Annotated in this window: 20 protein-coding genes; 12 read left to right on the forward strand and 8 right to left on the reverse strand. The window is 49.2% G+C overall.

Annotation, left to right across the window (positions count from 1 at the left end):
• Window positions 1-63: 63 nt before the first annotated feature.
• The 5 genes from HV041_RS09180 (at window position 64) to HV041_RS09200 (ending at window position 5,874) form a co-directional block, all read left to right on the forward strand.
• A complete protein-coding gene (locus tag HV041_RS09180; protein ID WP_121584633.1) occupies window positions 64-1,233 on the forward strand; it encodes an iron-containing alcohol dehydrogenase in 1,170 nt (389 codons plus the stop codon).
• The gene (locus HV041_RS09185; protein ID WP_061067885.1) at window positions 1,226-2,110 is read left to right on the forward strand and encodes a dihydrodipicolinate synthase family protein; all 885 of its coding nucleotides are present in this window, start codon (window positions 1,226-1,228) and stop codon (window positions 2,108-2,110) included. The genes HV041_RS09180 and HV041_RS09185 overlap by 8 nt, the downstream gene beginning before the upstream one ends.
• A gap of 47 nt (window positions 2,111-2,157) precedes the next feature.
• Complete coding sequence (locus HV041_RS09190) at window positions 2,158-3,108, forward strand: phosphoglycerate dehydrogenase (RefSeq protein WP_121584632.1); 951 nt, start codon at window positions 2,158-2,160, stop codon at window positions 3,106-3,108.
• A gap of 65 nt (window positions 3,109-3,173) precedes the next feature.
• Entirely contained in the window at window positions 3,174-4,493 is a 1,320-nt protein-coding gene (locus HV041_RS09195) for an MFS transporter (protein WP_048211690.1), read from the forward strand.
• Window positions 4,494-4,677: 184 nt separating this feature from the next.
• Window positions 4,678-5,874: a sugar transporter gene (locus HV041_RS09200; protein ID WP_121584631.1), complete on the forward strand. Its 1,197-nt coding sequence runs from the start codon at window positions 4,678-4,680 to the stop codon at window positions 5,872-5,874.
• 34 nt (window positions 5,875-5,908) lie between these two features.
• Here HV041_RS09200 and HV041_RS09205 read toward each other — a convergent pair whose 3' ends face one another.
• On the reverse strand, window positions 5,909-6,574 hold the full coding sequence (locus HV041_RS09205; protein ID WP_048211692.1) for a MarC family NAAT transporter: 666 nt from the start codon (window positions 6,572-6,574) through the stop codon (window positions 5,909-5,911).
• A 257-nt stretch (window positions 6,575-6,831) separates the two neighbouring features.
• On the opposite strand from HV041_RS09205, the gene marR reads away from it, so the two are divergent.
• The 3 genes from marR to marB are packed head-to-tail and all read left to right on the forward strand — an operon-like array spanning window position 6,832 to window position 7,917.
• Entirely contained in the window at window positions 6,832-7,266 is a 435-nt protein-coding gene (gene marR / locus HV041_RS09210; RefSeq protein ID WP_048211693.1) for a multiple antibiotic resistance transcriptional regulator MarR, read from the forward strand.
• Between the two features lie 18 nt (window positions 7,267-7,284).
• Complete coding sequence (marA, locus tag HV041_RS09215) at window positions 7,285-7,668, forward strand: MDR efflux pump AcrAB transcriptional activator MarA (RefSeq protein ID WP_140168326.1); 384 nt, start codon at window positions 7,285-7,287, stop codon at window positions 7,666-7,668.
• Between the two features lie 30 nt (window positions 7,669-7,698).
• Window positions 7,699-7,917, forward strand: a complete 219-nt coding sequence (marB, locus tag HV041_RS09220; protein WP_048211695.1) for a multiple antibiotic resistance protein MarB — start codon at window positions 7,699-7,701, stop codon at window positions 7,915-7,917.
• 32 nt (window positions 7,918-7,949) lie between these two features.
• Here the strand turns inward: marB and eamA are convergent, their stop codons facing one another.
• Entirely contained in the window at window positions 7,950-8,849 is a 900-nt protein-coding gene (eamA, locus tag HV041_RS09225; RefSeq protein ID WP_121584630.1) for an O-acetylserine/cysteine exporter, read from the reverse strand.
• Between the two features lie 198 nt (window positions 8,850-9,047).
• Between eamA and ydeE the strand changes: the two genes are divergently transcribed.
• A complete protein-coding gene (ydeE, locus tag HV041_RS09230; protein WP_115602065.1) occupies window positions 9,048-10,235 on the forward strand; it encodes an efflux MFS transporter YdeE in 1,188 nt (395 codons plus the stop codon).
• A gap of 40 nt (window positions 10,236-10,275) precedes the next feature.
• Here the strand turns inward: ydeE and urtE are convergent, their stop codons facing one another.
• From urtE to urtA, 5 genes are read right to left on the reverse strand one after another with little or no spacing between them, the layout of a single operon-like run.
• Window positions 10,276-10,974: an urea ABC transporter ATP-binding subunit UrtE gene (gene urtE, locus HV041_RS09235; protein ID WP_061067881.1), complete on the reverse strand. Its 699-nt coding sequence runs from the start codon at window positions 10,972-10,974 to the stop codon at window positions 10,276-10,278.
• 9 nt (window positions 10,975-10,983) lie between these two features.
• Window positions 10,984-11,781, reverse strand: a complete 798-nt coding sequence (gene urtD, locus HV041_RS09240) for an urea ABC transporter ATP-binding protein UrtD (RefSeq protein ID WP_040231114.1) — start codon at window positions 11,779-11,781, stop codon at window positions 10,984-10,986.
• Entirely contained in the window at window positions 11,781-12,854 is a 1,074-nt protein-coding gene (gene urtC, locus HV041_RS09245; protein ID WP_121584628.1) for an urea ABC transporter permease subunit UrtC, read from the reverse strand. Before urtC ends, urtD begins: the two co-directional genes overlap by 1 nt.
• On the reverse strand, window positions 12,854-14,428 hold the full coding sequence (urtB, locus tag HV041_RS09250; RefSeq protein WP_048211700.1) for an urea ABC transporter permease subunit UrtB: 1,575 nt from the start codon (window positions 14,426-14,428) through the stop codon (window positions 12,854-12,856). The genes urtC and urtB overlap by 1 nt, the downstream gene beginning before the upstream one ends.
• Window positions 14,429-14,473: 45 nt before the next feature.
• Entirely contained in the window at window positions 14,474-15,745 is a 1,272-nt protein-coding gene (gene urtA, locus HV041_RS09255) for an urea ABC transporter substrate-binding protein (protein WP_048211701.1), read from the reverse strand.
• Between the two features lie 486 nt (window positions 15,746-16,231).
• On the opposite strand from urtA, the gene mgtS reads away from it, so the two are divergent.
• Window positions 16,232-16,327, forward strand: a complete 96-nt coding sequence (gene mgtS, locus HV041_RS09260) for a protein MgtS (RefSeq protein ID WP_003032406.1) — start codon at window positions 16,232-16,234, stop codon at window positions 16,325-16,327.
• A gap of 283 nt (window positions 16,328-16,610) precedes the next feature.
• On the opposite strand, the gene HV041_RS09265 is transcribed toward mgtS, so the two are convergent.
• Complete coding sequence (locus tag HV041_RS09265; protein ID WP_165712431.1) at window positions 16,611-17,537, reverse strand: diguanylate cyclase; 927 nt, start codon at window positions 17,535-17,537, stop codon at window positions 16,611-16,613.
• A 978-nt stretch (window positions 17,538-18,515) separates the two neighbouring features.
• Between HV041_RS09265 and HV041_RS09270 the strand changes: the two genes are divergently transcribed.
• Together HV041_RS09270 and HV041_RS09275 are read left to right on the forward strand one after the other, a co-directional pair.
• Window positions 18,516-20,714, forward strand: coding sequence for a GTPase (locus HV041_RS09270; protein ID WP_182294206.1), 2,199 nt, complete (start codon window positions 18,516-18,518; stop codon window positions 20,712-20,714).
• The gene (locus tag HV041_RS09275) at window positions 20,714-22,420 is read left to right on the forward strand and encodes a LeoA/HP0731 family dynamin-like GTPase (RefSeq protein WP_121584624.1); all 1,707 of its coding nucleotides are present in this window, start codon (window positions 20,714-20,716) and stop codon (window positions 22,418-22,420) included. The genes HV041_RS09270 and HV041_RS09275 overlap by 1 nt, the downstream gene beginning before the upstream one ends.
• Window positions 22,421-22,485 lie beyond the last annotated feature (65 nt).

A 22,485-nucleotide genomic window follows, 5' to 3' on the forward strand; every position in this document is an offset into this window, starting at 1 on the left:
ATGATGCAATCGTTCCTGAATCTCAGTGAGCGAATTCAATCACTCGAACAACAGGAGAATGCTGTGGCAACAATCAATAGCACCGTCATTAGCGGTTCGAATGCTATCCCCGCACTGGAGCCGTTACTGGCAGGTAAACGCCAACTGTTACTGGTGACGGATAGCAATATTGTCGGACTGGGCGCGGTAACACAGATCCGCAACTTACTGACCAACGATGGACGTCATGTGGCTCTGATTGACAATGTGCCTGCAGAACCCGGGCATCACGATGTCAGCGTACTATTAAAAAACGTACAAGGTCTCAACGTAGAAATGGTGATCGGTATCGGCGGTGGTAGCGTACTGGATGTGGCGAAACTGCTCTCCGTCTTATGCCATCCTGAATCTCCGACGCTTGACGCCATGCTGGCGGGAGAAAAACCGCTGCAACGCGTTGCTTCTGTGCTGATCCCCGCCACAGCAGGTACGGGTTCTGAAGCGACTCCCAATGCGATTCTGGCGATCCCGGAACAAAACACCAAAGTCGGCATCATTTCTCCGGTGCTATTACCGGATTACGTGGCCCTGTTGCCAGAACTCACCACCAGCATGCCGGCGCATATTGCCTCGTCCACTGGCATCGACGCGCTATGTCATCTGATCGAATGCTTTACCGCTACCGTCGCCAATCCGGTAAGTGATAACGCTTCGCTCATTGGCCTGCGTAAGCTACTCAACCATATCGAAATCTCCGTCAATGAGCCGGAAAATCTGCTGGCCAAACTGGAGATGCTGTGGGCATCGTATTACGGCGGTGTGGCGATTAATCATGCCGGTACTCACCTGGTCCACGCGCTCTCTTACCCGCTCGGCGGTCGATACCATCTCCCACATGGCGTCGCTAACGCCATTCTGTTAGCACCCTGCATGAAAGTGATTCGCCCATTTGTGGTCGACAAGTTTGCCCTGGTGTGGGATCTGCTGCCTGACGCTGACTCAACACTCAGTGCCGAAGAAAAATCCCGCGCCCTGGTGGAGTACTTCGCCACACTCGTGAAACGACTGAACCTGCCCGATAACCTGGCAACGCTTGGTGTACCGTCTACTGATATTCCCGCACTGGCCGATGCCGCACTGAACGTAAAACGCCTGATGAATAATGCTCCCTGCGAGGTGAGTCATGAGGATATTCAGGCCATTTATCAAACTCTGTTTCCAGAACTGAATACCAAAGGAGTGAATCATGAGTAAGAAAATCTGTGGTGTACTGACGGCAATCGTTACCCCGTTCGACCACGACGGCGGGCTTAACCTTAAAGAACTGAGAAACCAGGTAAACCGCCAGTTAAATGCCGGAAACGGTATTTTCTGCGGCGGCACAAACGGTGAGTTTTTTGTGCTCAACGAGGAAGAAAAAATAGCAGTGACCCGCACCTGCGTTGAGGAAGTTGCAGGGCGGGCGAACGTAGTGGCGCATATTGGTGAAATCTCTACCCGTGAAACCATTCGTCTGGGCAAGCAAATAGAAAAACTGGGCGTCGATGCCGTATCGGTGATTACCCCGTATTTTGTTCCGCTCAAACAGCAGGAACTGATAGCTCACTATACCGCGATTGCCGACGCGCTATCGGTACCGGTATTTCTCTACAACATTCCGGCACGTACGGGAAATACCATTGAACCGGAAACAGCCAGAGTGCTGGCGGCACACCCGAACATTATCGGGATCAAAGACAGTGCCGGCAGTTATGAAAGTCTTAGCAGCTTCCTGGATGCAGTTAAAGATATCGAGGGATTTGATGTGCTGAATGGTCCAGATTCACTCATTCATCAGGGATTTGTTGATGGCTGTTCAGCCTGTATTTCCGGTTTGGCGAACGTAGCGCCAAAAGAAATTAACGCTATCTGGGCGCGATTCAAGGCCGGTGATGTTGTCGGATCGCATGAAGCACAGGAAAGCGTCACAGGTTTGCGAACCGAGCTCTATAAAGTTGCGTTCTCGCCCGCCGCAGTCAAAAAAGCATTGCAAATCATGGGACATGAGGTAGGCGCAAGCCGTTACGCTGTCACGTTTGATGCTCATCAGGAACGCCAGATCCAGCAAATTATCAATAACTATTTACGATAGACACTTTTACAGCGGCGGCAACGCCGCTTAACTAACAGGATTGTATTATGAAAGTCATCTGTACATCACCTTCATTTGCCAAATACGATCAGCAACCGATCAAACTGCTTAACGACGCCGGACTTGAGTTAATCATGCTACCTGCAGATGCCGGTTTAGAAGCGCTTGCACCTCATCTGGAACAGACAGTGGCAATGATCGTCGCTTTTACCGATGTTAATGCCGGACTAATAGCTGCGGCACCGAATCTGAAAATCGTCTGCAAACACGGCGTGGGCGTCGATAATATCGACCTCAATGCCACGCGTGAAAAAGGTATTTTTGTTACCAATGTGCCGGATGCCAATAAGCATGCCGTCGCAGACTTTGCGTTTTCCCTGATCCTTAACTGTGCGCGTCAACTCCCCTACGCGATTGAACAAACCCGCGCGGGAAACTGGCCACGGATCTTCGCCTCCGATGTATATGGAAAAACGATTGGCATTATTGGGTTAGGTAATATCGGTAAACAGGTTGCACTGCGAGCCCGCGGCTTTAATATGCGCGTGCTGGCTCACGACGCATGGCAGGATGCACAGTTCGCCGCAGATAATCACATTGAATACGTTTCGCTCGATGAACTAACAGAACAAAGTGATTTCATCACGTTACACACTCCGCTGACGCCTGAAACCAAAGATCTCTTTGATTTAGCGCAGATGAAAAAAATGAAGAGCACTAGTTATCTCATAAACGTTTCACGCGGTGGTGTCGTTAATGAAGAGGATCTCTTTCTGGCTCTCACGCAGGGTGTCATTAAGGGCGCTGCCGCCGATGTCTTTTTACAAGAGCCGTGCAATTCACACCCCTTATTTGCGCTCGATAATTTCATCCCTACGGCACATATTGCAGGATATACCGAGGGTGCGATCAGCAATATAGGCGAGCAATGTGTTTATAACATCATTGAACATGTCATTCATCAGCGTAAGCCTAAAAATATAATGAACGGATTATAACATTGTGGAGATAACCCTACCCTTTCCACAATAATAAAAATGAACATCTACCATGGGCCAGATATATGAATAATTTTGCAGAAAAATCCCGAATTCGTTGGTGGATTGCGGGATTAATGTGGCTTGCTATTGCAATTAACTATATTGACCGGACGGTATTATCTGCTGCTGCACCTCACCTCATTGATGAGCTAAAACTCGATCCTGAAATGATGGGGTTTATCATGGCGGCGTTCTTCTGGTCATATTCTTTACTGCAAATACCGGCAGGTTGGTTTGCTGACCGTTTTGGTCAGAAAAAAGGTCTGGGTTTTGCCGTCGCGTGGTGGTCAATCGCCACCTCAATGATGGGTTTAGCCACTGGATTTAAATCTCTACTCGCATTGAGACTCGCTCTGGGCGTCGGTGAAGCCGCCGCCTATCCAAGCAATGCAGGGATCGCTGCGCGCTGGTTCCCGGATCGGGAGCGGGCCACCGTCTCAGGATTGTTTGACAGTGCGTCTAAATTTGGCGGTGCCGTCGCGATGCCGCTTATTGTCTGGATGATCTACCAGTTTGACTGGCGGATGACATTTCTGATTATTGGTGGTGTAGGCATTTTTTGGGTCATTGCCTGGTATTTTATTTATACAGAAAACCCGGAGGACCATAAAAGGATCAGTACAAGCGAAATTAAACATATTCGCGAAGGGCAAAAACAAAAACACGGCGACAAATCCGTATTACCGATGCGTTGGTATAAACTGTTGCGCTACCGTAACATTTGGGCAATGTGTATCGGTTTCTTTACCATCAACTATACATCCTATTTCTTTATTACCTGGCTACCCACTTATCTGGTAAAAGACAAAGGAATGGATTTTATCAAAATGGGGATGGTTGCCGCCCTGCCATTATTATGTGGGATGGTGATCGAAGTCTTTGCCGGCTGGGCCTCTGACCGTATGGTACATAAGCGGATCCTGTCGCTGACTGCCACGAGAAAATTATTCCTGACAATCGGTCTGTTAATGGCTTTATGTATTGGTTTTGCCCCTTTTACTGATTCCGTGTTTATGACCGTGTTTTTACTGTGTGTGGCGAAATCAGGCACCACGGTTGCCGCCTCGCAGGTCTGGGCACTACCGGGTGACGTTGCACCTAAAAACAGCGTATCGATTGTTGCAGGGTTACAGAATACTGTCTCCAATATGGGAGGCGCGGTAGGACCAATTATTACCGGAGCCATTGTTGCAGCCACTGGCTCCTTTACCTGGGCGCTGGTGTTCTCTGCCGCACTGGTGGTTCTGGGAATTTTGAACTATCTGTTTTTGATGGGTAAAGTTGAGCCAATCATCGACAGTGAGCATGAAGCGTTGTGCATGAAAGAAGCGCAACTGCACTAAACTCGCTCAGGTAACGGTATTCTCCGGTCAGTCAGTAGTACTGACCGGCTTTATTTTTTCTCGTAATGCACCGCATTATCACCCGCAAAGCAGCGTGATCTTAATCACGAAATGATTGTATTTTCACCAGTAAACGTTTTAAGATCGCCACCTCTCCTTTTTGCAGCTAACCCGATTTATACATATGACAACAAACACTGTTTCCCGCAAGGTCGCGTGGCTACGGGTAGTTACGCTTGCTATTGCCGGTTTTATTTTCAATACCACTGAGTTTGTCCCGGTCGGGTTGCTGTCCGACATTGCGCAAAGTTTTAATATGCAGACCGCGCAGGTTGGGATCATGTTGACGATCTACGCCTGGGTGGTGGCCCTGATGTCGCTGCCCTTCATGCTGCTCACCAGTCAGGTAGAACGCCGCAAGCTGCTGATCTGCCTGTTTGTCGTGTTTATCGCCAGCCACGTACTCTCTTTCCTGGCATGGAATTTTACCGTGCTGGTGATTAGCCGTATTGGTATTGCTTTCGCACACGCTATTTTCTGGTCGATCACTGCATCGCTGGCGATACGCCTTGCTCCGGCCGGGAAACGCGCGCAGGCACTCAGCCTGATTGCGACCGGCACCGCGCTGGCGATGGTATTAGGCCTGCCTATCGGACGCATCGTCGGCCAGTATTTTGGCTGGCGCACTACCTTCTTCGCCATCGGTATGGGCGCGCTAATTACCCTGCTTTGCCTGATTAAGCTTCTGCCCAAATTACCCAGTGAGCATTCCGGTTCATTAAAAAGCCTGCCGGTGTTATTCCGCCGTCCGGCGTTAATGAGCCTGTATCTGCTGACGGTGATTGTGGTCACTGCGCATTATACGGCTTATAGCTATATCGAACCCTTTGTGCAGACCGTCGCCGGGCTGAGCGCTAACTTTGCCACTGTGCTGCTTCTGGTTCTCGGTGGCGCGGGTATTATTGGCAGCGTAATTTTTGGCAAGCTGGGTAATCAGTATGCCTCGGTGTTGATAAGCGCGGCTATTGCCCTGTTGACCCTGTGCCTGGTGCTGCTATTGCCTGCTGCTGATAGCGAAATGCACCTGGCTGTCCTGAGTATTTTCTGGGGTATTGCCATTATGGTGATCGGCCTGGGAATGCAGGTGAAAGTACTGGCACTGGCTCCGGATGCCACTGACGTCGCAATGGCGCTGTTCTCCGGTATCTTTAATATTGGTATTGGCGCGGGAGCGCTGGTGGGAAATCAGGTAAGTCTGCACTGGTCGATGTCGACGATTGGTTACGCCGGTGCACTTCCTGCCGTTGCCGCGCTGATCTGGTCAGTGATTATCTTCCGCAAATGGCCGGTAACGCTGGAAGAGCAACCACAGCAGCAATAAGAAAAAGGCCCGGTAGATATACCGGGCCCGTTGTTTAATGGTAGGTTTGGATGATTTCCAGCACGCCGTTAATAATAAACTGCACACCCATACACACCAGCAGGAAGCCCATCAGACGGGAAATAGCTTCGATCCCGCCTTTCCCCACCAGCCGCATAATTCCGCCAGAACTGCGCAGACATCCCCACAAGATAATCCCGACGACGGCAAAAATAATGGGCGGCGCAACCATGATCACCCAGTCCGGGAATTCGGAACCATGCCGCACGGTAGAGGCCGAACTGATGATCATTGCAATCGTCCCCGGGCCGGCAGTACTCGGCATGGCCAGCGGAACAAAGGCAATATTGGCCGTCGGTTCGTCCTCCAGTTCTTCGGATTTGCTTCTCGCTTCCGGAGAATCATGCGCTTTCTGCTGAGGGAACAGCATACGAAAGCCGATAAACGCAACGATTAACCCGCCCGCAATACGCAACCCGGGAATCGAAATCCCAAACGTATTCATTACCACCTGCCCGGCGTAGTACGCGACCATCATAATGGCAAATACATAGACAGACGCCATTAATGACTGACGGTTACGCTCTGCGCTGTTCATGTTGCCAGCAAGGCCGAGAAACAGCGCCACGGTGGTTAACGGGTTTGCCAGCGGTAACAGGACTACCAGCCCCAGTCCTATTGCTTTAAACAAGTCCATCATAATGTCATCTTTCCTGTGCGTTTTTCGTCAACGGCAAGTATAAGGGCAAACTCCAGGGTTAAGCCATGTTGTCGATGTAAGGATTCATTAGTTCTCTTTACGCATAAACCCTACGGATCAGAACGTTAAAAACGCGCTATGCGTAGCGCGTTCCTGATGTTTTAGCAAAACGTGGCATGCGGCCACTCATTCATTTGACTTATATTTGCCTAAGCAATAATATCAGCCGTGACTAACTACTTGCCAGGGCAACCATTGTGAAAAGCACCAGTGATCTGTTCAATGAAATCATCCCACTGGGTCGTTTGATCTACATGGTTAATCAGAAAAAAGATCGTTTATTAAACGACTATTTGTCACCGCTGGATATCACGGCATCGCAGTTTAAGGTGCTCTGCTCCATCCGTTGTGCGGTGTGCATTACCCCTGTCGAATTGAAAAAAGTGCTGTCTGTCGATCTTGGCGCCCTGACGCGGATGCTGGACAGACTGGCCTGTAAAGGCTGGATAGAAAGGCTTCCGAATCCACATGACAAGCGCGGTGTGCTGGTAAAACTCACCGAGCACGGCGCAGCAATTTGCGAGCAGTGTCATCAATTAGTAGGGCAAGACCTGCACCAGGAACTAACAAAAAACTTAACGGCGGAAGAAGTAGCAACACTTGAGCATTTGCTTAAGAGGATCCTGCCGTAAACAGAAAGAGGTATGACGATGTCCAGACGCAATACTGACACAATCACTATTCATAGCATTTTGGACTGGATCGAAAATAACCTTGAATCGCCACTCTCGCTGGAAAAAGTGTCTGAGCGTTCAGGTTACTCCAAATGGCACCTGCAGCGGATGTTCAAAAAAGAAACCGGCCATTCATTAGGTCAATACATCCGTAGCCGCAAAATGACTGAAATAGCGCAAAAATTGAAAGAGAGTAACGAACCGATCCTCTATCTTGCAGAGCGTTACGGTTTTGAGTCTCAGCAAACGCTGACCCGGACCTTCAAGAACTATTTTGATGTACCGCCGCATAAATATCGGGTGACGAATATGCATGGCGAATCCCGGTATTTGCTCCCGCTCAATCAATGCAATTGCTAATCGCCAGTTAACGACGTAACCGAGGAAATCATGAAACTTCTGTCTTATGCGATGCTGGCCCTGCTGCTTGTTGCGTCGGGCCAGAGCATGGCGGAACAGACCCCGCAACCGACAACGCAAAATAATCGCGACGCGATGATTATGCCCCCTGCGCACGATCAGTCCCCGTTCGATTTTAATCATATGGGTGCCGGCAGCGATAAATCCGATGAGTTAGGCGTGCCTTATTACAATATGCACAGCCTGTAATTATTTAGCCCCGTCACTGCGGGGCTTTTTTTTTAACTCTTCACCTGCACAATCTTGCGCAAGCGAAAACCGAACACGTTGATATACAACCCCGCCATGATCAACAATGCACCAAGCAGTTGCAGCCCGGTTAACGTTTCATCCAGCAGCACTGCGGCACTGGCCAACCCTACCACGGGTACCAGCAACGACAATGGCGCAACACGCCAGGTTTCATAGCGCCCCAGCAGAGACCCCCAAATGCCATAGCCCACAATGGTCGCCACAAAGGCCAGATACACCAGGGACAGGATGGTAGTCATATCGATCGCCACAAGGCTCTGCACGATTTGCGCTGGGCCATCAAGCAATGCCGATGCCAGAAAAAACGGTACGACAGGAATTAATGCGCTCCACACCACCAGCGACATGACCGCTGGACGCGAAGTATGCTGCATAATTTTCTTGTTAAAGATATTGCCGCAGGCCCAGCTCAGTGCCGCCGCCAGCGTCAGCATAAAGCCAAGCATACCAACATGTTGTCCATTGAGGCTCGCCTCAATCAATACCAGCACACCGAACACCGCCAGCGCGATACCGACCAGTTGCTTCCCCTGTAAACGCTCGCCAAAGGCGAACGCGCCCAGCACGATAGTGAAAAAAGCTTGCGCCTGTAAAACCAGCGATGCCAGACCGGCAGGCATCCCAAACTTGATGGCGCTAAACAGAAAAGCGAACTGACCGAAGCTGATGGTCAGGCCATAGCCAAGTAACAGCGAGAGCGGGATCTTCGGGCGGGCAACAAAAAAGATTGCGGGAAACGCCACCAGTAAAAAGCGCAAGCCTGCCAGCATCAACGGCGGCATATTGTGTAGTCCCACCTTAATGACAACAAAGTTCAGCCCCCAAACTACGACAACCAGTAACGCCAGCAACCCATCTTTACGCGACATACCACCGCCCCTGCAAATATTAAATTTTTGTAAACAAGTTAAGGTAACGGAAATCGTTGTACCGTAACAGATCATTAATTCAGGTAGGCCACACAGGGCATTTTCAGACAACTTATTGAGTGTACATCACACTTTTAGCATGCTATTTGTTTCTGATATCTAAAAAAAACATAACAACATGCATTGTCGGGCAGAAAAATGAATATCTCACTGAGAAGGTCCACTCTCGCGTTACTCGCGTCATCTTTGTTATTAACTATTGGACGCGGAGCCACGCTACCATTCATGACGATTTACCTCAGTCGTCAGTATGGCCTGGGTGTCGATCTGATCGGTTATGCAATGACAGTAGCACTGACTATTGGCGTCGTTTTCAGTCTTGGATTCGGCATCCTGGCCGATAAATTTGAAAAAAAACGCTTTATGCTACTGGCGATCGCGGGCTTTGCTTGCGGCTTTATAGCGATTCCTCTGGTGCATAACGTGGTGGTAGTGGTTCTGCTCTTCGCGCTGATCAACTGTGCCTACTCCGTGTTTGCCACGGTGCTGAAAGCCTGGTTTGCCGATAACCTCTCAGCCACCACTAAAACAAAGATTTTCTCACTTAACTACACCGTGCTGAACATCGGCTGGACCGTTGGCCCGCCGTTGGGCACGCTACTGGTCATGCAAAGCATTAACCTGCCGTTCTGGTTGGCGGCCATATGTTCAGCCTTCCCGCTGGTGTTTATCCAGACATGGGTAAAACGCTCCGCAATCCCCTCTGAAGGTTTGAACACGACAGTATGGTCACCCTCAGTTTTGCTGCGCGATAAAGCATTATGCTGGTTTACGTTGTCTGCTTTTCTGGCCTCTTTTGTCGGTGGTGCATTTGCATCCTGTATTTCTCAGTACGTGATGGTGGTTGCCGATGGTGATTTTGCTGAGAAAGTGGTGGCGGTCGTCCTGCCCGTCAACGCAGCAATTGTGGTATCGCTGCAATATGCTGTCGGACGCAGACTGACGTCTGCAAACATCCGCCCGCTGATGGCTGCGGGTACACTTTTTTTTGTTATCGGTCTGGTCGGTTTTACCTTCTCTGGCAACAGCCTGCTGTTCTGGGGGATTTCAGCCGCCTTTTTCACCATTGGCGAGGTCATCTACGCGCCGGGTGAATACATGCTGATCGACAACATCGCACCGGCAGGTATGAAAGCCAGTTACTTTTCCGCCCAGTCACTGGGCTGGCTTGGCGCGGCGGTAAACCCATTAGTCAGCGGGGTCATCCTGACCACACTGCCCCCATGGTCGCTGTTTGTCGCACTAATGGTGGCGATTGTCCTGGCCTGGGCGTTAATGATAAAAGGCATGCGCGCCAAACCCTGGAGCCAGCCGGCAGTCTGCTGAAAATTACTGCGACAGTGCCAAAACGGCACTGTCGCCTGATTCAAATGGCAACCAACCCACGCACACCTTCTGCTGCCATATTTTCACCTGATCCACGTTGAATAATGCTGCCTCGCGACATTAACAGGTATTTGTCTGCAAGCTGTTCGGCAAAGTCATAAAACTGCTCCACCAGCAATATAGCCATATCACCACGATGGGCCAGTTGGCTGATAACCAGGCCAATCTCTTTTATCACCGAAGGCTGGATCCCCTCTGTTGGCTCATCGAGGATCAACAACTGCGGGCGACTGGCCAGCGCCCGGCCAATAGCTAACTGTTGCTGTTGCCCGCCCGACAAATCACCACCCCGCCGGTATTTCATCTCCTGTAATACCGGAAACAACGCATAAATTTCATCCGGTACACGTTTTGCCTCTTGTGCTGAAAACCGGGAGAGTCCCAGCAACAGATTCTCTTCAACCGTCAGGCGAGGAAAAATATCGCGGCCCTGCGGCACATACGCTACCCCCGCCAGCACCCGCTGATGTGGCTTACGGAGAGTAATGTTTTTACCCTGCCAGATAACACTACCGCTGCGGGTTGGAATCAGCCCCATCAGGCACTTCAGCAGTGTTGTTTTACCAACCCCATTACGCCCCAGCAGACATGTTACTTCACCTATACGCGCCTCAAAACTCACGCCACGCAGGATATGGCTGCCGCCATAGTATTGATTTAGTTCATTTACCTGTAGCATCAGCACTCCTTAGCGTCCGAGATACACTTCAATCACCTGCTCATTGGCCTGAACATCGCGCAGGCTCCCCTCGGCCAGTACCCGCCCCTGGTGCAATACCGTGACGTGATCAGCAATGCTCTCAACAAACCCCATATCGTGCTCAACCACCATCAGAGAATGTTTTCCGGCAAGCTGGCGAAACAGTTCAGCGGTGTATTCCGTCTCAGCATCCGTCATCCCGGCAGCTGGCTCATCCAGTAGCAACAAATGCGGCTCCTGCACCAGCAACATACCAATCTCCAGAAATTGTTTCTGCCCATGGGAAAGGCGTCCGGCACGACGGGCGCGTTCGTTACTCAGTCGCAACAGCGTCAACATGTCATCGATGCGATCCCGTTGTTCTCCCGATAAACACGCCCGTAATGACCCCCAAACGGATTTATCATTTTTCATCGCCAACTCGAGGTTCTCTTCCACCGTCAACGCTTCAAAAACGGTCGGTTTCTGAAATTTGCGACCAATGCCCTGGCGAGCAATGGCGATGGCGTCGAGTGATGTTAAATCAATGGATTGATCGTAAATCGCCCGCCCACTTTGCGGCTTCGTTTTACCGGTGATGACATCCATCAACGTGGTTTTTCCCGCGCCATTGGGTCCAATAACGCAGCGTAACTCGCCAACCCCAATATTGAGCGTCAAATCCGTTAGCGCCTGGAAACCATCAAAGTTAACGTTTATTTTTTCCAGTTGGAGCACCGGATCTGTTTGATTGCGAAAACGATCGCCCGGCATCTGGCGGGTAAAAAGCCCTTCATCTGGCTGCATTATTTGTCTCCCTTGCGAAACAGACCAATTACGCCTCGAGGCAAAAACAGCGTAACGCCAATAAAAATCAGGCCGAGAAACAGTTGCCAGTATTCAGGCATGATGACGGTAAACCAACTTTTAGCGCCGTTCACCAGCACCGCGCCAAACACCGGGCCAATCAACGTACCGCGCCCACCCAGTGCGACCCAAATCGCGGCTTCAATTGAGTTGGTGGGTGACATTTCACTGGGGTTAATGATCCCCACCTGCGGAACATACAGCGCCCCCGCCAGCCCGCACAGGACGGCAGAGAGTGTCCATACCAGTAGTTTGAAACCCTTTGGGTCATACCCGCAGAACATCAACCGATTTTCAGCGTCGCGAACGGCTGTCAAAATACGGCCAAATTTACTGCGAGCCAGCGCCCATCCGAGCCACAGCGCCAGAATCAGCAGCACAACGGTCGCCAGGAACAACGCGATACGTGTCGTGGTCGCCGTCACCGAAAATCCCAGAATGGTGGTAAAACCGGTAAATCCGTTATTGCCGCCAAACCCGGTTTCGTTACGGAAGAACAACAGCATGCCGGCAAAGGTCAGCGCCTGCGTCATGATGGAGAAATAGACCCCTTTGATTTTTGAACGGAAGGCAAACCAACCAAACACCAACGCCAGCAAGCCAGGCACCATAACAACCAACATCATCGCCCAAAGAAAATGCTGCGTTCCCCACCAAAACCACGGAAGTTCAGTCCACGACAGGAACGACATAAAAGCTGGCACCCCTTCACCAGATGCCTGGCGCATCAGGTACATCCCCATCGCATAACCGCCCAGCGCAAAGAAAATACCGTGGCCCAGCGAGAGCATTCCGGCATATCCCCACACCAGATCCAGGGCAACTGCCACAATGGCATAACAGAGAATTTTCCCAACCAGTGTCAGTGTCCAGACAGATATCGCCAGCGGATGATCCGTAGGCAACAGCGCGAGAAATGGCAGAATAATCAGTGCCAGCAGTAAAGTCAGTCCCAGCACACAGGTAATACGCGGCGCTTTGCGCGCCAGCGTTAATGTCATTGGCATCGTCATCAGTCAATGACCCTCCCTTTTAGCGCAAACAGCCCCTGCGGACGTTTTTGAATAAACAGAATAATCAGCACCAGAATCATAATTTTGCCGAGGACGGCCCCAACCTGCGGTTCGAGAATCTTGTTGAAAATCCCCAAACCAAACGCCGCCGCGACGCTCCCGGCAAGCTGTCCAACGCCTCCCAGCACCACCACCAAAAATGAATCAATGATGTAGCTTTGCCCCAGTTCTGGCCCAACGTTGCCCAACTGCGATAGCGCCACGCCCCCAAGTCCGGCAATGCCGGAGCCGAGACCAAATGCCAACATATCCACGCGCCCCGTGGGAACGCCGCAGCAATCTGCCATGCTGCGGTTTTGTGTCACTGCACGCACGCGCATACCCAGACGGGTTTTATTCAGCAACAACCAGGTGAAGGACAGCACCAGAATGGCAAATCCCAGCACCACAATCCGGTTCCACGGCAAAATCAGATTGGCATAGACCTGAATACCACCCGACAGCCATGCCGGGTTAGCTACCTCAAGGTTTTGCGCACCAAAGGTCATGCGCACCAACTGGATCAGCATCAGGCTAATCCCCCAGGTTGCCAGTAGCGTTTCAAGTGGGCGTCCGTACAAATGGCGGATCACTGTGCGTTCCAGCAGCATTCCCATAGCGGCGGTCAGCAGGAAGGCAACCGGCAGCGCAATCAGCGGATAAAAGGCTAACCACTGCGGGAAAAACTGGCTCATCAGCTGTTGCACTATCCAGGTACAATAAGCACCAAGCATCAGCATTTCACCGTGCGCCATATTAATGACGCCGAGTAGTCCGTAGGTGATGGCCAGCCCCAGCGCCGCCAGCAATAAAATAGACCCGAGCGATAATCCCATAAACGCCTGGCCAAGCAACTCTCCAACCTTCATTCGATGTTCAATGGTATTCAGGCTTTCGCTGGCGGCAGCGCGTACACGCGCATCGGGTTCATGTTCCAGTTGGGTGAAAGGCTGTAATCGCGCTTGTGTTTCAGGATCATTGGATGCGCCCAGCAATTCGATGGCCCGGCGCCTGACATCGGGCGAACTACTGTTCAGTTGCAGGTTTGCCAGAGCAGCCGCCAGGGTGGATTTCACGCCAGCATCCGTCTCCTGCAGCAGCCTTTGCTGCAAAAATGGCAGCATCACTGGCAGTGCTTCACGTTGTAATGTTCGGGCAGCAGCCATTCTAAAAGTGACATTGTCACTTAATAACTGATGAACAGACAATGTGCCAGCCACCAGGTTACGCAGGCGGTTAGTCAGGCGGATTTTTTTTAATTCACCACTGGGTGTGCTGGCCGCCCCCAGAGATTGCACACGCGAACCGTTCATCGTGAATGCATTTTTAACGTCGTCGGTCAGCAGGTTTTCGCCACTCAGGGCATTAAGCAAAGGTAAACGCTGAACATCGGGGTTAATCGCCCATTGTTCCAGTAATGTCGCCTGCTGTGTCCGACTGGCCGCGGCGAAGGTATCGGCATCTGTTGCCTGCGCTATCCACGGCAAAAGCCACGTCAGCAACAACACGCCACGAATAAAGCGCATGGCTTTCATGATAGCGTTCTCCAAAATTGGGCCCTCCCACAGGAGGGCGTAAGATCAGTTGCTGGCGGTTTTGACGGGCTGCTCAGATTTTTTATCATTCCCGGCGATATACGGACTCCACGGTTGGGCACGGACCGGGGCATCCGTTTGCCATACCACGTTAAACTGACCGTTACTTTCAATTTCGCCAATCATGACGGGTTTATGCAGGTGATGGTTCGTTGCATCCATTGTCAGCGTAAAGCCAGAAGGTGCAGAGAATGATTGCCCCGCCATGGCCGCACGGACTTTATCGACATCCGTCGTTCCGGCTTTTTCAACCGCCTGCGCCCACATGTGCAGGCCAACATACGTGGCTTCCATCGGATCGTTCGTGACCACAGAATCAGCATTCGGTAGTTTGTGCGCTTTCGCATAGGCGCGGTAATCAGCGATAAATTGCTTATTGGTGGCATTATCAACGGATTCAAAATAGTTCCAGGCCGCAAGATTGCCTACCAGGGGTTTGGTATCAATACCGCGCAACTCCTCTTCTCCAACAGAGAACGCAACAACCGGAACATCGGTCGCTTTCAGACCCTGGTTTGCCAGCTCTTTATAGAACGGAACGTTAGAGTCGCCATTAATGGTTGATACCACCGCCGTTTTTCCCCCGGCGGAGAATTTTTTGATGCTGGCGACGATGGTCTGGTAATCGCTGTGGCCAAACGGGGTATAAACCTCTTCAATGTCTTTATCCGCAATGCCTTTTGAATGCAGCCAGGCACGGAGAATTTTATTGGTTGTTCGCGGATAAACGTAATCGGTGCCCAGCAGGAAGAAACGTTTTGCACTGCCACCGTCTTCACTCATCAGATACTCAACCGCGGGAATGGCCTGCTGATTGGGCGCAGCGCCGGTATAGAAAACGTTAGGTGACATCTCTTCACCTTCATATTGCACGGGATAAAACAACAGGCCGTTTAACTCTTCAAATACCGGCAGTACAGATTTGCGCGAAACCGATGTCCAGCAACCAAAAACCACCGCCACTTTGTCCTGGCTTAGCAACTGACGGGCTTTTTCGGCAAACAGCGGCCAGTTTGACGCCGGATCAACCACTACCGGCTCCAGTTTTTTTCCCAGTACACCGCCTTTGGCGTTGATCTCATCAATGGTCATCAACGCCACATCCTTCAGCGGTGTTTCAGAAATAGCCATTGTCCCGGACAACGAATGCATGATGCCAACTTTAATGGTGTCGGCAGCCTGAACGCTAAAACTCATCCCCATAGCCACAACAGAGGCCGAAAGAGCAAAGGCTTTTAATAATGTACGACGCTGCATAGTTTCACTCCTGAAAGTAGACTTGCTGAAAGCTCCGGTGCAGCCGGAAAGGCAAAACGGTGCAAATTAAGGGTGTTCAGAAGGAATAAGGCAAAAACAGTGCCAGATATGAAAAAGGCATATAATTCAATAAATTATAAATACCATCAATGAAATGCAGATAAAAAGAATGCGTCGCCATGACGGCAAGAGAGAAGAATTGAACCACCATGACACAGTGTTGCATTATAAACGTGCAACATCTTGTGTCCGGACAACCCGGTAGCTGCAGCGGATTACAAGATAAAATTATGATTATTTGCAGATGGGTGCGCCTGTTTCGTCACGATTATTTATTTTCTTCGCCGAGAAAAAGCCAAAACCTTACATTTCAGACGAAATATTCACACAGTTCACTCTTTGTTTAAGTTCGAATTGCTACTATAGTCATTAACGAGGTGAAATTAAGGTAAGAGAGGAAACTCAATAGATAAAGGAGCATTTACTATGCTGGGTAATATGAATATTTTTATGGCTGTTCTGGGAATTATTTTATTTTCCGGTTTCCTGGCCGCGTATTTTAGCCACAGATGGGATGATTGATGAACGGAGATAATCCTGCACCGAACCGGCCCCTTGTCGCATAACTGCACAAGGGGCCATTTTTTTACCTGCTTCCCTTCCCTGAATCATTTCTCAGAATTACAGATAAAAAAAACCGCCGGAGAAACCAGCGGTAAATGCTTGCATGGATAGATTTGTGTTTTGCTTTATACGTTATCTGGCAATTCCCTGCGAAGATAACGAATAGTCGGCTAACATATCATCGACAACCGCAATGGAAGTTAAACGAAACGTAACTACAGCCGGTCTACACTGATAAAATTCACGCTCTGACGCGCGGTGTCAGTTGATCATTAGTGCCAACTAGCGTGATTTTCTCTTTTTCATCCATAAACATGCAGCGATTCCTGCTGGTCTGTTTCCCTTCATACATGGCTCTGTCAGCACGTCCAAGACCGCTGTCCAGCGTTTCACCCTGTTGAACTCTGGTAATGCCAGCCGTTACCGTTATGCCGATTTCGCCTTCTGGATAAGGGATTTTTTTCTGGCCAATCAGATGACAAAGACGCAACCCTGCCTGGCATGCCTGCTCGTCCGTTTTGGTTCGGATGATGACAATAAACTCCTCACCACCATAGCGATAAGCAACCTCATCGTATCGAGTCCATGCTAATAAATTTGACGCCAGACTGCGCAACACCATGTCACCAACCAGATGTCCGTAGGTATCATTAACATGTTTAAAACGGTCGATATCCAGCAACAATATGTACAGGTTAAGCGGCTCAGCATCGAGTAACTGCTGGTCAAACGACTCATCAAGCATTCTTCTGCCAGGCAAACCTGTTAACACATCAATATTACTGCGGATAGTCAGTAAATATATTTTGTAGTCCATGACCGCAGACGTAAATCCCAGTAACGCATCCTGGAAACTGTCGAAATGCCATGAATGGCTACGCTCTTCCACGATTGCCAATAGCAATTCCTTGCCTAACAAATGCATTTTCTCATGTGTCGCGTGAATATTGCTGACATAACTGCATTCATCATCATCGTGCTGTGGATGGTTCTTGAGCCACTGCCCAAATTGACAAACAGCGTGAGAGTCATCGCCCGAAATATCAGGCTGAGTAACGTCTGATGACACCACACAGCGGAACATTTTCACCAGCCACTTATAATGAGCATCAATTGATTTGTTAAGTTCGATTAAAATTACATCTATTTCCTGCGTTCTTCTGATCATCACGGTTTCCTTCCCTGTATGAACATTTAGACATGGGCATTTTAGCGCCCAAAAGGAAAACTTATGTAAATTTTTTAATAGTAATTAATATTAAGGAAAGAAAAAAAAGATTACTTCGCATGATAATAAATTAACTTGAAATTAAAACAATCATGATAACCAATGCGATAGATTTTATTCTATTTTTCTTGTTTTACATTTAATGGAACCGAACACCCATGAGTTAAATCGCAAAAATGACGATAATATTAACCACATGAAATGTGATATTTGAAAACAATTTCCTCAATGAACGGCTTCGTGGTAAAGAATCTGCCCGCCCATACCTGAAATCAGCTTATCTACCCGAATATAATCCTTATAGAAAAAAGAGGGAGCATCATCCCAGTGACAGAGCGCGATTTCACGCTTCAGATATGTGTCATAGTAGATAAGTTGCATATCGTTTTGGGGAAGATATTCCCTCATAGATATATCATTTCAATCTTAATGTGTACCGACTGATAAATTTATATGGCACACCGTGACACGTACCTTTGGGAATCAAGGATCGGCGTTAATAGAAGCTATACGTTGATGTATGAAGCGCCCCATTGAACTCACAGCACAAAGCGGACAATCTAACTGAGCCAAAGATCCACGGTGAGCGAACAGCGGAAGTTCGCAGATGATTTTACTTCTGATGAAGGCGCTTCTTAAATCGTTGTGTGTTAAACAACGGTGTGTAAGTCAGTTCATCACTTTCACCTTACCTTCTCATCTATCAATCCGTTTTTATTAAAGAAATTTCTCATTCTGCCGATTCAACATTAGGAGCTGTATATATGGCGGGGTCGTGTATGCCGCCAACAGCAACAGACGCTAGATGCGCGGTATAGTTTTAAGTTGGGCGATCGCGCAATGTGTTGAAAGGATATGCAGTCTACCTGCCTGCCGCAACCCAACTGAGTAAAACGAATTAACTTCAAAGGATTCTGCATGTCTGCTGTTATTGAGACCTCCGGACAGGTCTACAAGAAAATCTCACAAGAAGTTGGACGCATTCTCGATAATCTTACTAAGCCTGTAACCGACACTGCGCTAAAGAAAGCCAACGACCAGGCCCGTCTTCAACTTGAAAGTTTCCAGACACGGTTAAATGAAGCCATCGAAAGCTTGAGCGCGAATGCAGAGTGGGAGACGTTTACTATCGCCTTCTATGGCGAAACAAACGCCGGAAAATCAACAGTTATTGAGGCACTGCGCATCCTGCTTAAGGAAGAATCTAAACTCGCCAGACAAGATGCTTTTCGCAGGTATCAGCAACAACATAATCTCTCGCCTGAGATTCTTGAAAACAGCGACCGGCTGTTGAAAGACAATGAGACCCGGACCGAGGCCCTTAGCCGGGCTTTAGCAGAATTACGAGGAAGTTATGCTGCGCGGGAAGCTGAACTTGAGAAAGAATTGTCGCTACTGAGCACGCTTATCGAAGATCAGAAAAAGCATTGGTCCGCAATACGTCGACTGATAGCCCTATACATTCTGTCCCCAGAGCAAAAGCAACAACAACAGCTGAGGAAGCGACAGCTGGCATTGGACGCTGAAATTAGTCAGGCAACACAGTCCTTAACAAGCCAGCAAGCGGAATGCGACAGAGAGCGGCAGACGATTTTAGAGCTACGGGCAAGAGTGGAGAACCAACTTGGCGAACTAAACGCGCTGGCGGATGGTGAAATCATCGGCACTGGTCTGTCAGACTTCACTCTGGACGCCACTCTTTATCCTTTCGAAGCCCATGGCCAGCGTTTTGCTCTACTGGATATTCCTGGTATTGAAGGTAAAGAGAGCAAGGTGCTCGAACAAATTAAGCGAGCGGTCGAGAAAGCGCATGCGGTGTTTTATGTAACCAGCAAAGCAACTGCGCCGCAGAAAGGTGATGAAGAAAATCCCGGAACACTGGAGAAAATTAAATCACACCTTAATGCACAGACCGAGGTCTGGACATTGTTTAATAAGCGTGTGACAAATGCGATGGGTCTTAGCAAACCTTTGGTGGATCAAGATGAAGCGCAGAGTATCAAGGATCTTAATGAAAAAATGCGCGAACAACTGGGTGACAACTATCGAGATACGCTGGTTGTCAGTGCCATGCCAGGGTTTCTCAGTGTGGCTGAACATTTGGTGCCTGGTGGGTCGCACATTAAAAGCCGCGATAAATTTCTAAAATCCTTTACCAGAGAACAGTTACTTGAGAAAACGGGCGTTGCGGAACTTGCGCGCGTATTAACACAGCAGCTCGTGACCGACAGCAAAGAAAAAATTACCCGCTCAAATACCCAAAAAACTCGTATTGTGCTGGATGATATTGCTGCACAAGTGACTACGCTGCAACAGGACACCTATGCCGGGCTTGCCAGTCAGTTCAGTGATAAAAAAGACAGTGCGCATAAGCAGCTTGACCTTGCTCTGAAGTCACTGTACCAGCGACTGATTGACCGAGCTGATGAGGGAATTAGCCAGTTCCGTAATCAGGCACGGGAACAAGTTTATCAGGCCATTGACGGTGACATTAGCACCGACCGTTTTAAAAGTGAGCTGGAGTCTGCCATCAGCAGGGAGCACGGTAAGCTTGAAAAATCCCTCTCAGAAGCACTGAAAAAAGAGCTCGAACGTTTTCAGCTTGAGACTAGCGACATCATTGAGCAATTCCAGCAGCACGCTCACGAAATACTCGACACCTTCGAAAGCCTGCAAAAACATCAGTTCAGTAGTGAGTTTCCACTCACCATTGATATTGATAATGGCATCAAGGTCTCAGGGCTATTGGCATCGCTTGCAGGAGGTGCGCTGTTATTTTGGAACCCCGCGGGGTGGCTAGTCCTTGCCCCTGCACTCGCAAGCCTTGCCTTTGCGGCTTACAAGGCGGTGCGCAGCTTTTTCAGCTCCAACTACAAAATGTCGCAACAGAAGCAGTCAACTGACAAAAATCTCAGCAATGTGGCCTCTCATATGAATGACACAATCTTAGAAGGTATCGAAAAGGCCTTCCCTGAATTGAAGAAGAAAATAGCCGAACTCAAAGTAATGTTGGAAGCACCGGTACAGCAGGTATCGAGCATAAATGAGATTTTGACTCAGGCGGCCGCAGCGTTGCGCCTGTTATCTAATGAAATTGATTTTTCTGGAGCTAAGTAATGGAAAAAACGCTTGAGGCTTTTAAAGCGCAACAGTTACGCAATATTTACATTTTGGATGAACTGACTGCATTTCTCGAACAGGGAGAAAAGGTCGGTGTCCCGGTCGATGTGCAACTTATTCATAAAATTGAGGCGGCCAAAGAGAATGCTGCGAATGGGAAATTAAAAATCGCTCTGATCGGTGGTTTTTCCGAAGGTAAAACCTCCATTGCAGCGGCATGGATGGGGCGTCTGGATAAAGCCAGCATGAACATCAGCCATCAGGAGTCATCCAACGAAGTCAAAGTGTACGACGTGGGTTCTGATTTTGTTCTGATCGATACGCCTGGGCTGTTTGGTTTTAAAGAGCAGTTCAATGAGGACACCCGAGTCGTCGAAAAATACAAGGACATGACAAAAAAGTATATCAGCGAGGCACATCTGATCCTCTACGTAATGAACTCCACCAACCCGATTAAAGAAAGCCACAAGGCCGACCTTGAATGGTTGTTCCGCACACTGAACCTGCTCGACCGAACGGTGTTTGTGCTTAGCCGTTTTGATGAGGTAGCGGACGTAGAGGACGAAGAGGATTACACGTCCAATATGCTGGTGAAACGCCAAAATGTGAGTTCTCGTCTTAGTGACCTGATTGCGCTGACCCAGCAGGAACGTGATGCGCTCAGTATTGTTGCTGTTGCGGCCAACCCCTTTGATATGGGAACGGAATATTGGCTGGAGAACCCTGAGAAATTCCTGGCCCTGTCCCACATCGTCGAATTGCAGGATGCGACGAGTTACAAAATCGAGCGCAGCGGCGGTGCACTGGCACTGTGTGAAGAGACGAAAAAGAGCGTAATAAAGGATATTTTGTTCCGGAAACTTCCTGAGGCGATCGCTAACGATGATCGAATTAAGAAGGAGGTTGAAGGTCTTTCATCGATGCATACCCGGCTCTCTAAAGAGCTGCTCATGATGCAACGCGACATCACTGACGCCCGCATCAGTTTGAAAACCTTCGTTACTGATTACTTTAAAGATTTGATTTTGAGGGCCAAAGGCCTAAGTCTCGAAACCTATGTGGAATTTTTCGAGAACGAAATAGGCGAAAAAGGCATCGTGATTAATACCCGTCTCGAAAACGAGTTCGATCGTCGTGTCCAGTCCGTTAACAATGCTATCCGGAAAATGCATCTGGGCTACAGTGCGGAGATTAATCATTACAACGGTAATATTGCAGCCATGGGTAAGCAAGGGCTCAATTACATCGTTAAGAGCAATTTCATCAACAGTACAACCGTGATTGCGGCGCGTGATGGCGTGGTAACGGTTGGCAAAATGGCCGGATTAGAACTGGGCAAATTTCTGAAATTTAAGCCCTGGGGTGCCATAAAATTTGCAAAAGGCATGAACGGCGCGCTGGTATTTGTCGGCGTTGCGCTTGAACTCTGGGATACCTATAACCAAGCGAAACGTGAAGAAGAGTTCAAGAAAATGATTGAATCCATGGTGGGAAATTTTAATCAGCAGCGCGAGGGGTTGATTAATACGCTGGAAGAGAGTGATTTTGACCGTAAGCATTTTACCGGCTTCGCACAGATGCAGGACGAAATGATCAACCTTGAGACAACGATGCAGGCGATCCGCGAGCGACAATCCCTTTTTTCCCGCTGGCGCGCGGATGCGGAAGCGATTGACGCTGAATACACGCGTGCGAACGACTGAGTCTGGAAGAAACCTGGATGGGCACGGAGGGTTGTAATGTGCCTGGCCCAGATACGTATTCAAAT

The sequence above is a fragment of the Citrobacter sp. RHBSTW-00029 genome (assembly GCF_014104295.1).
GTDB classification, from domain to species: domain Bacteria; phylum Pseudomonadota; class Gammaproteobacteria; order Enterobacterales; family Enterobacteriaceae; genus Citrobacter; species Citrobacter youngae.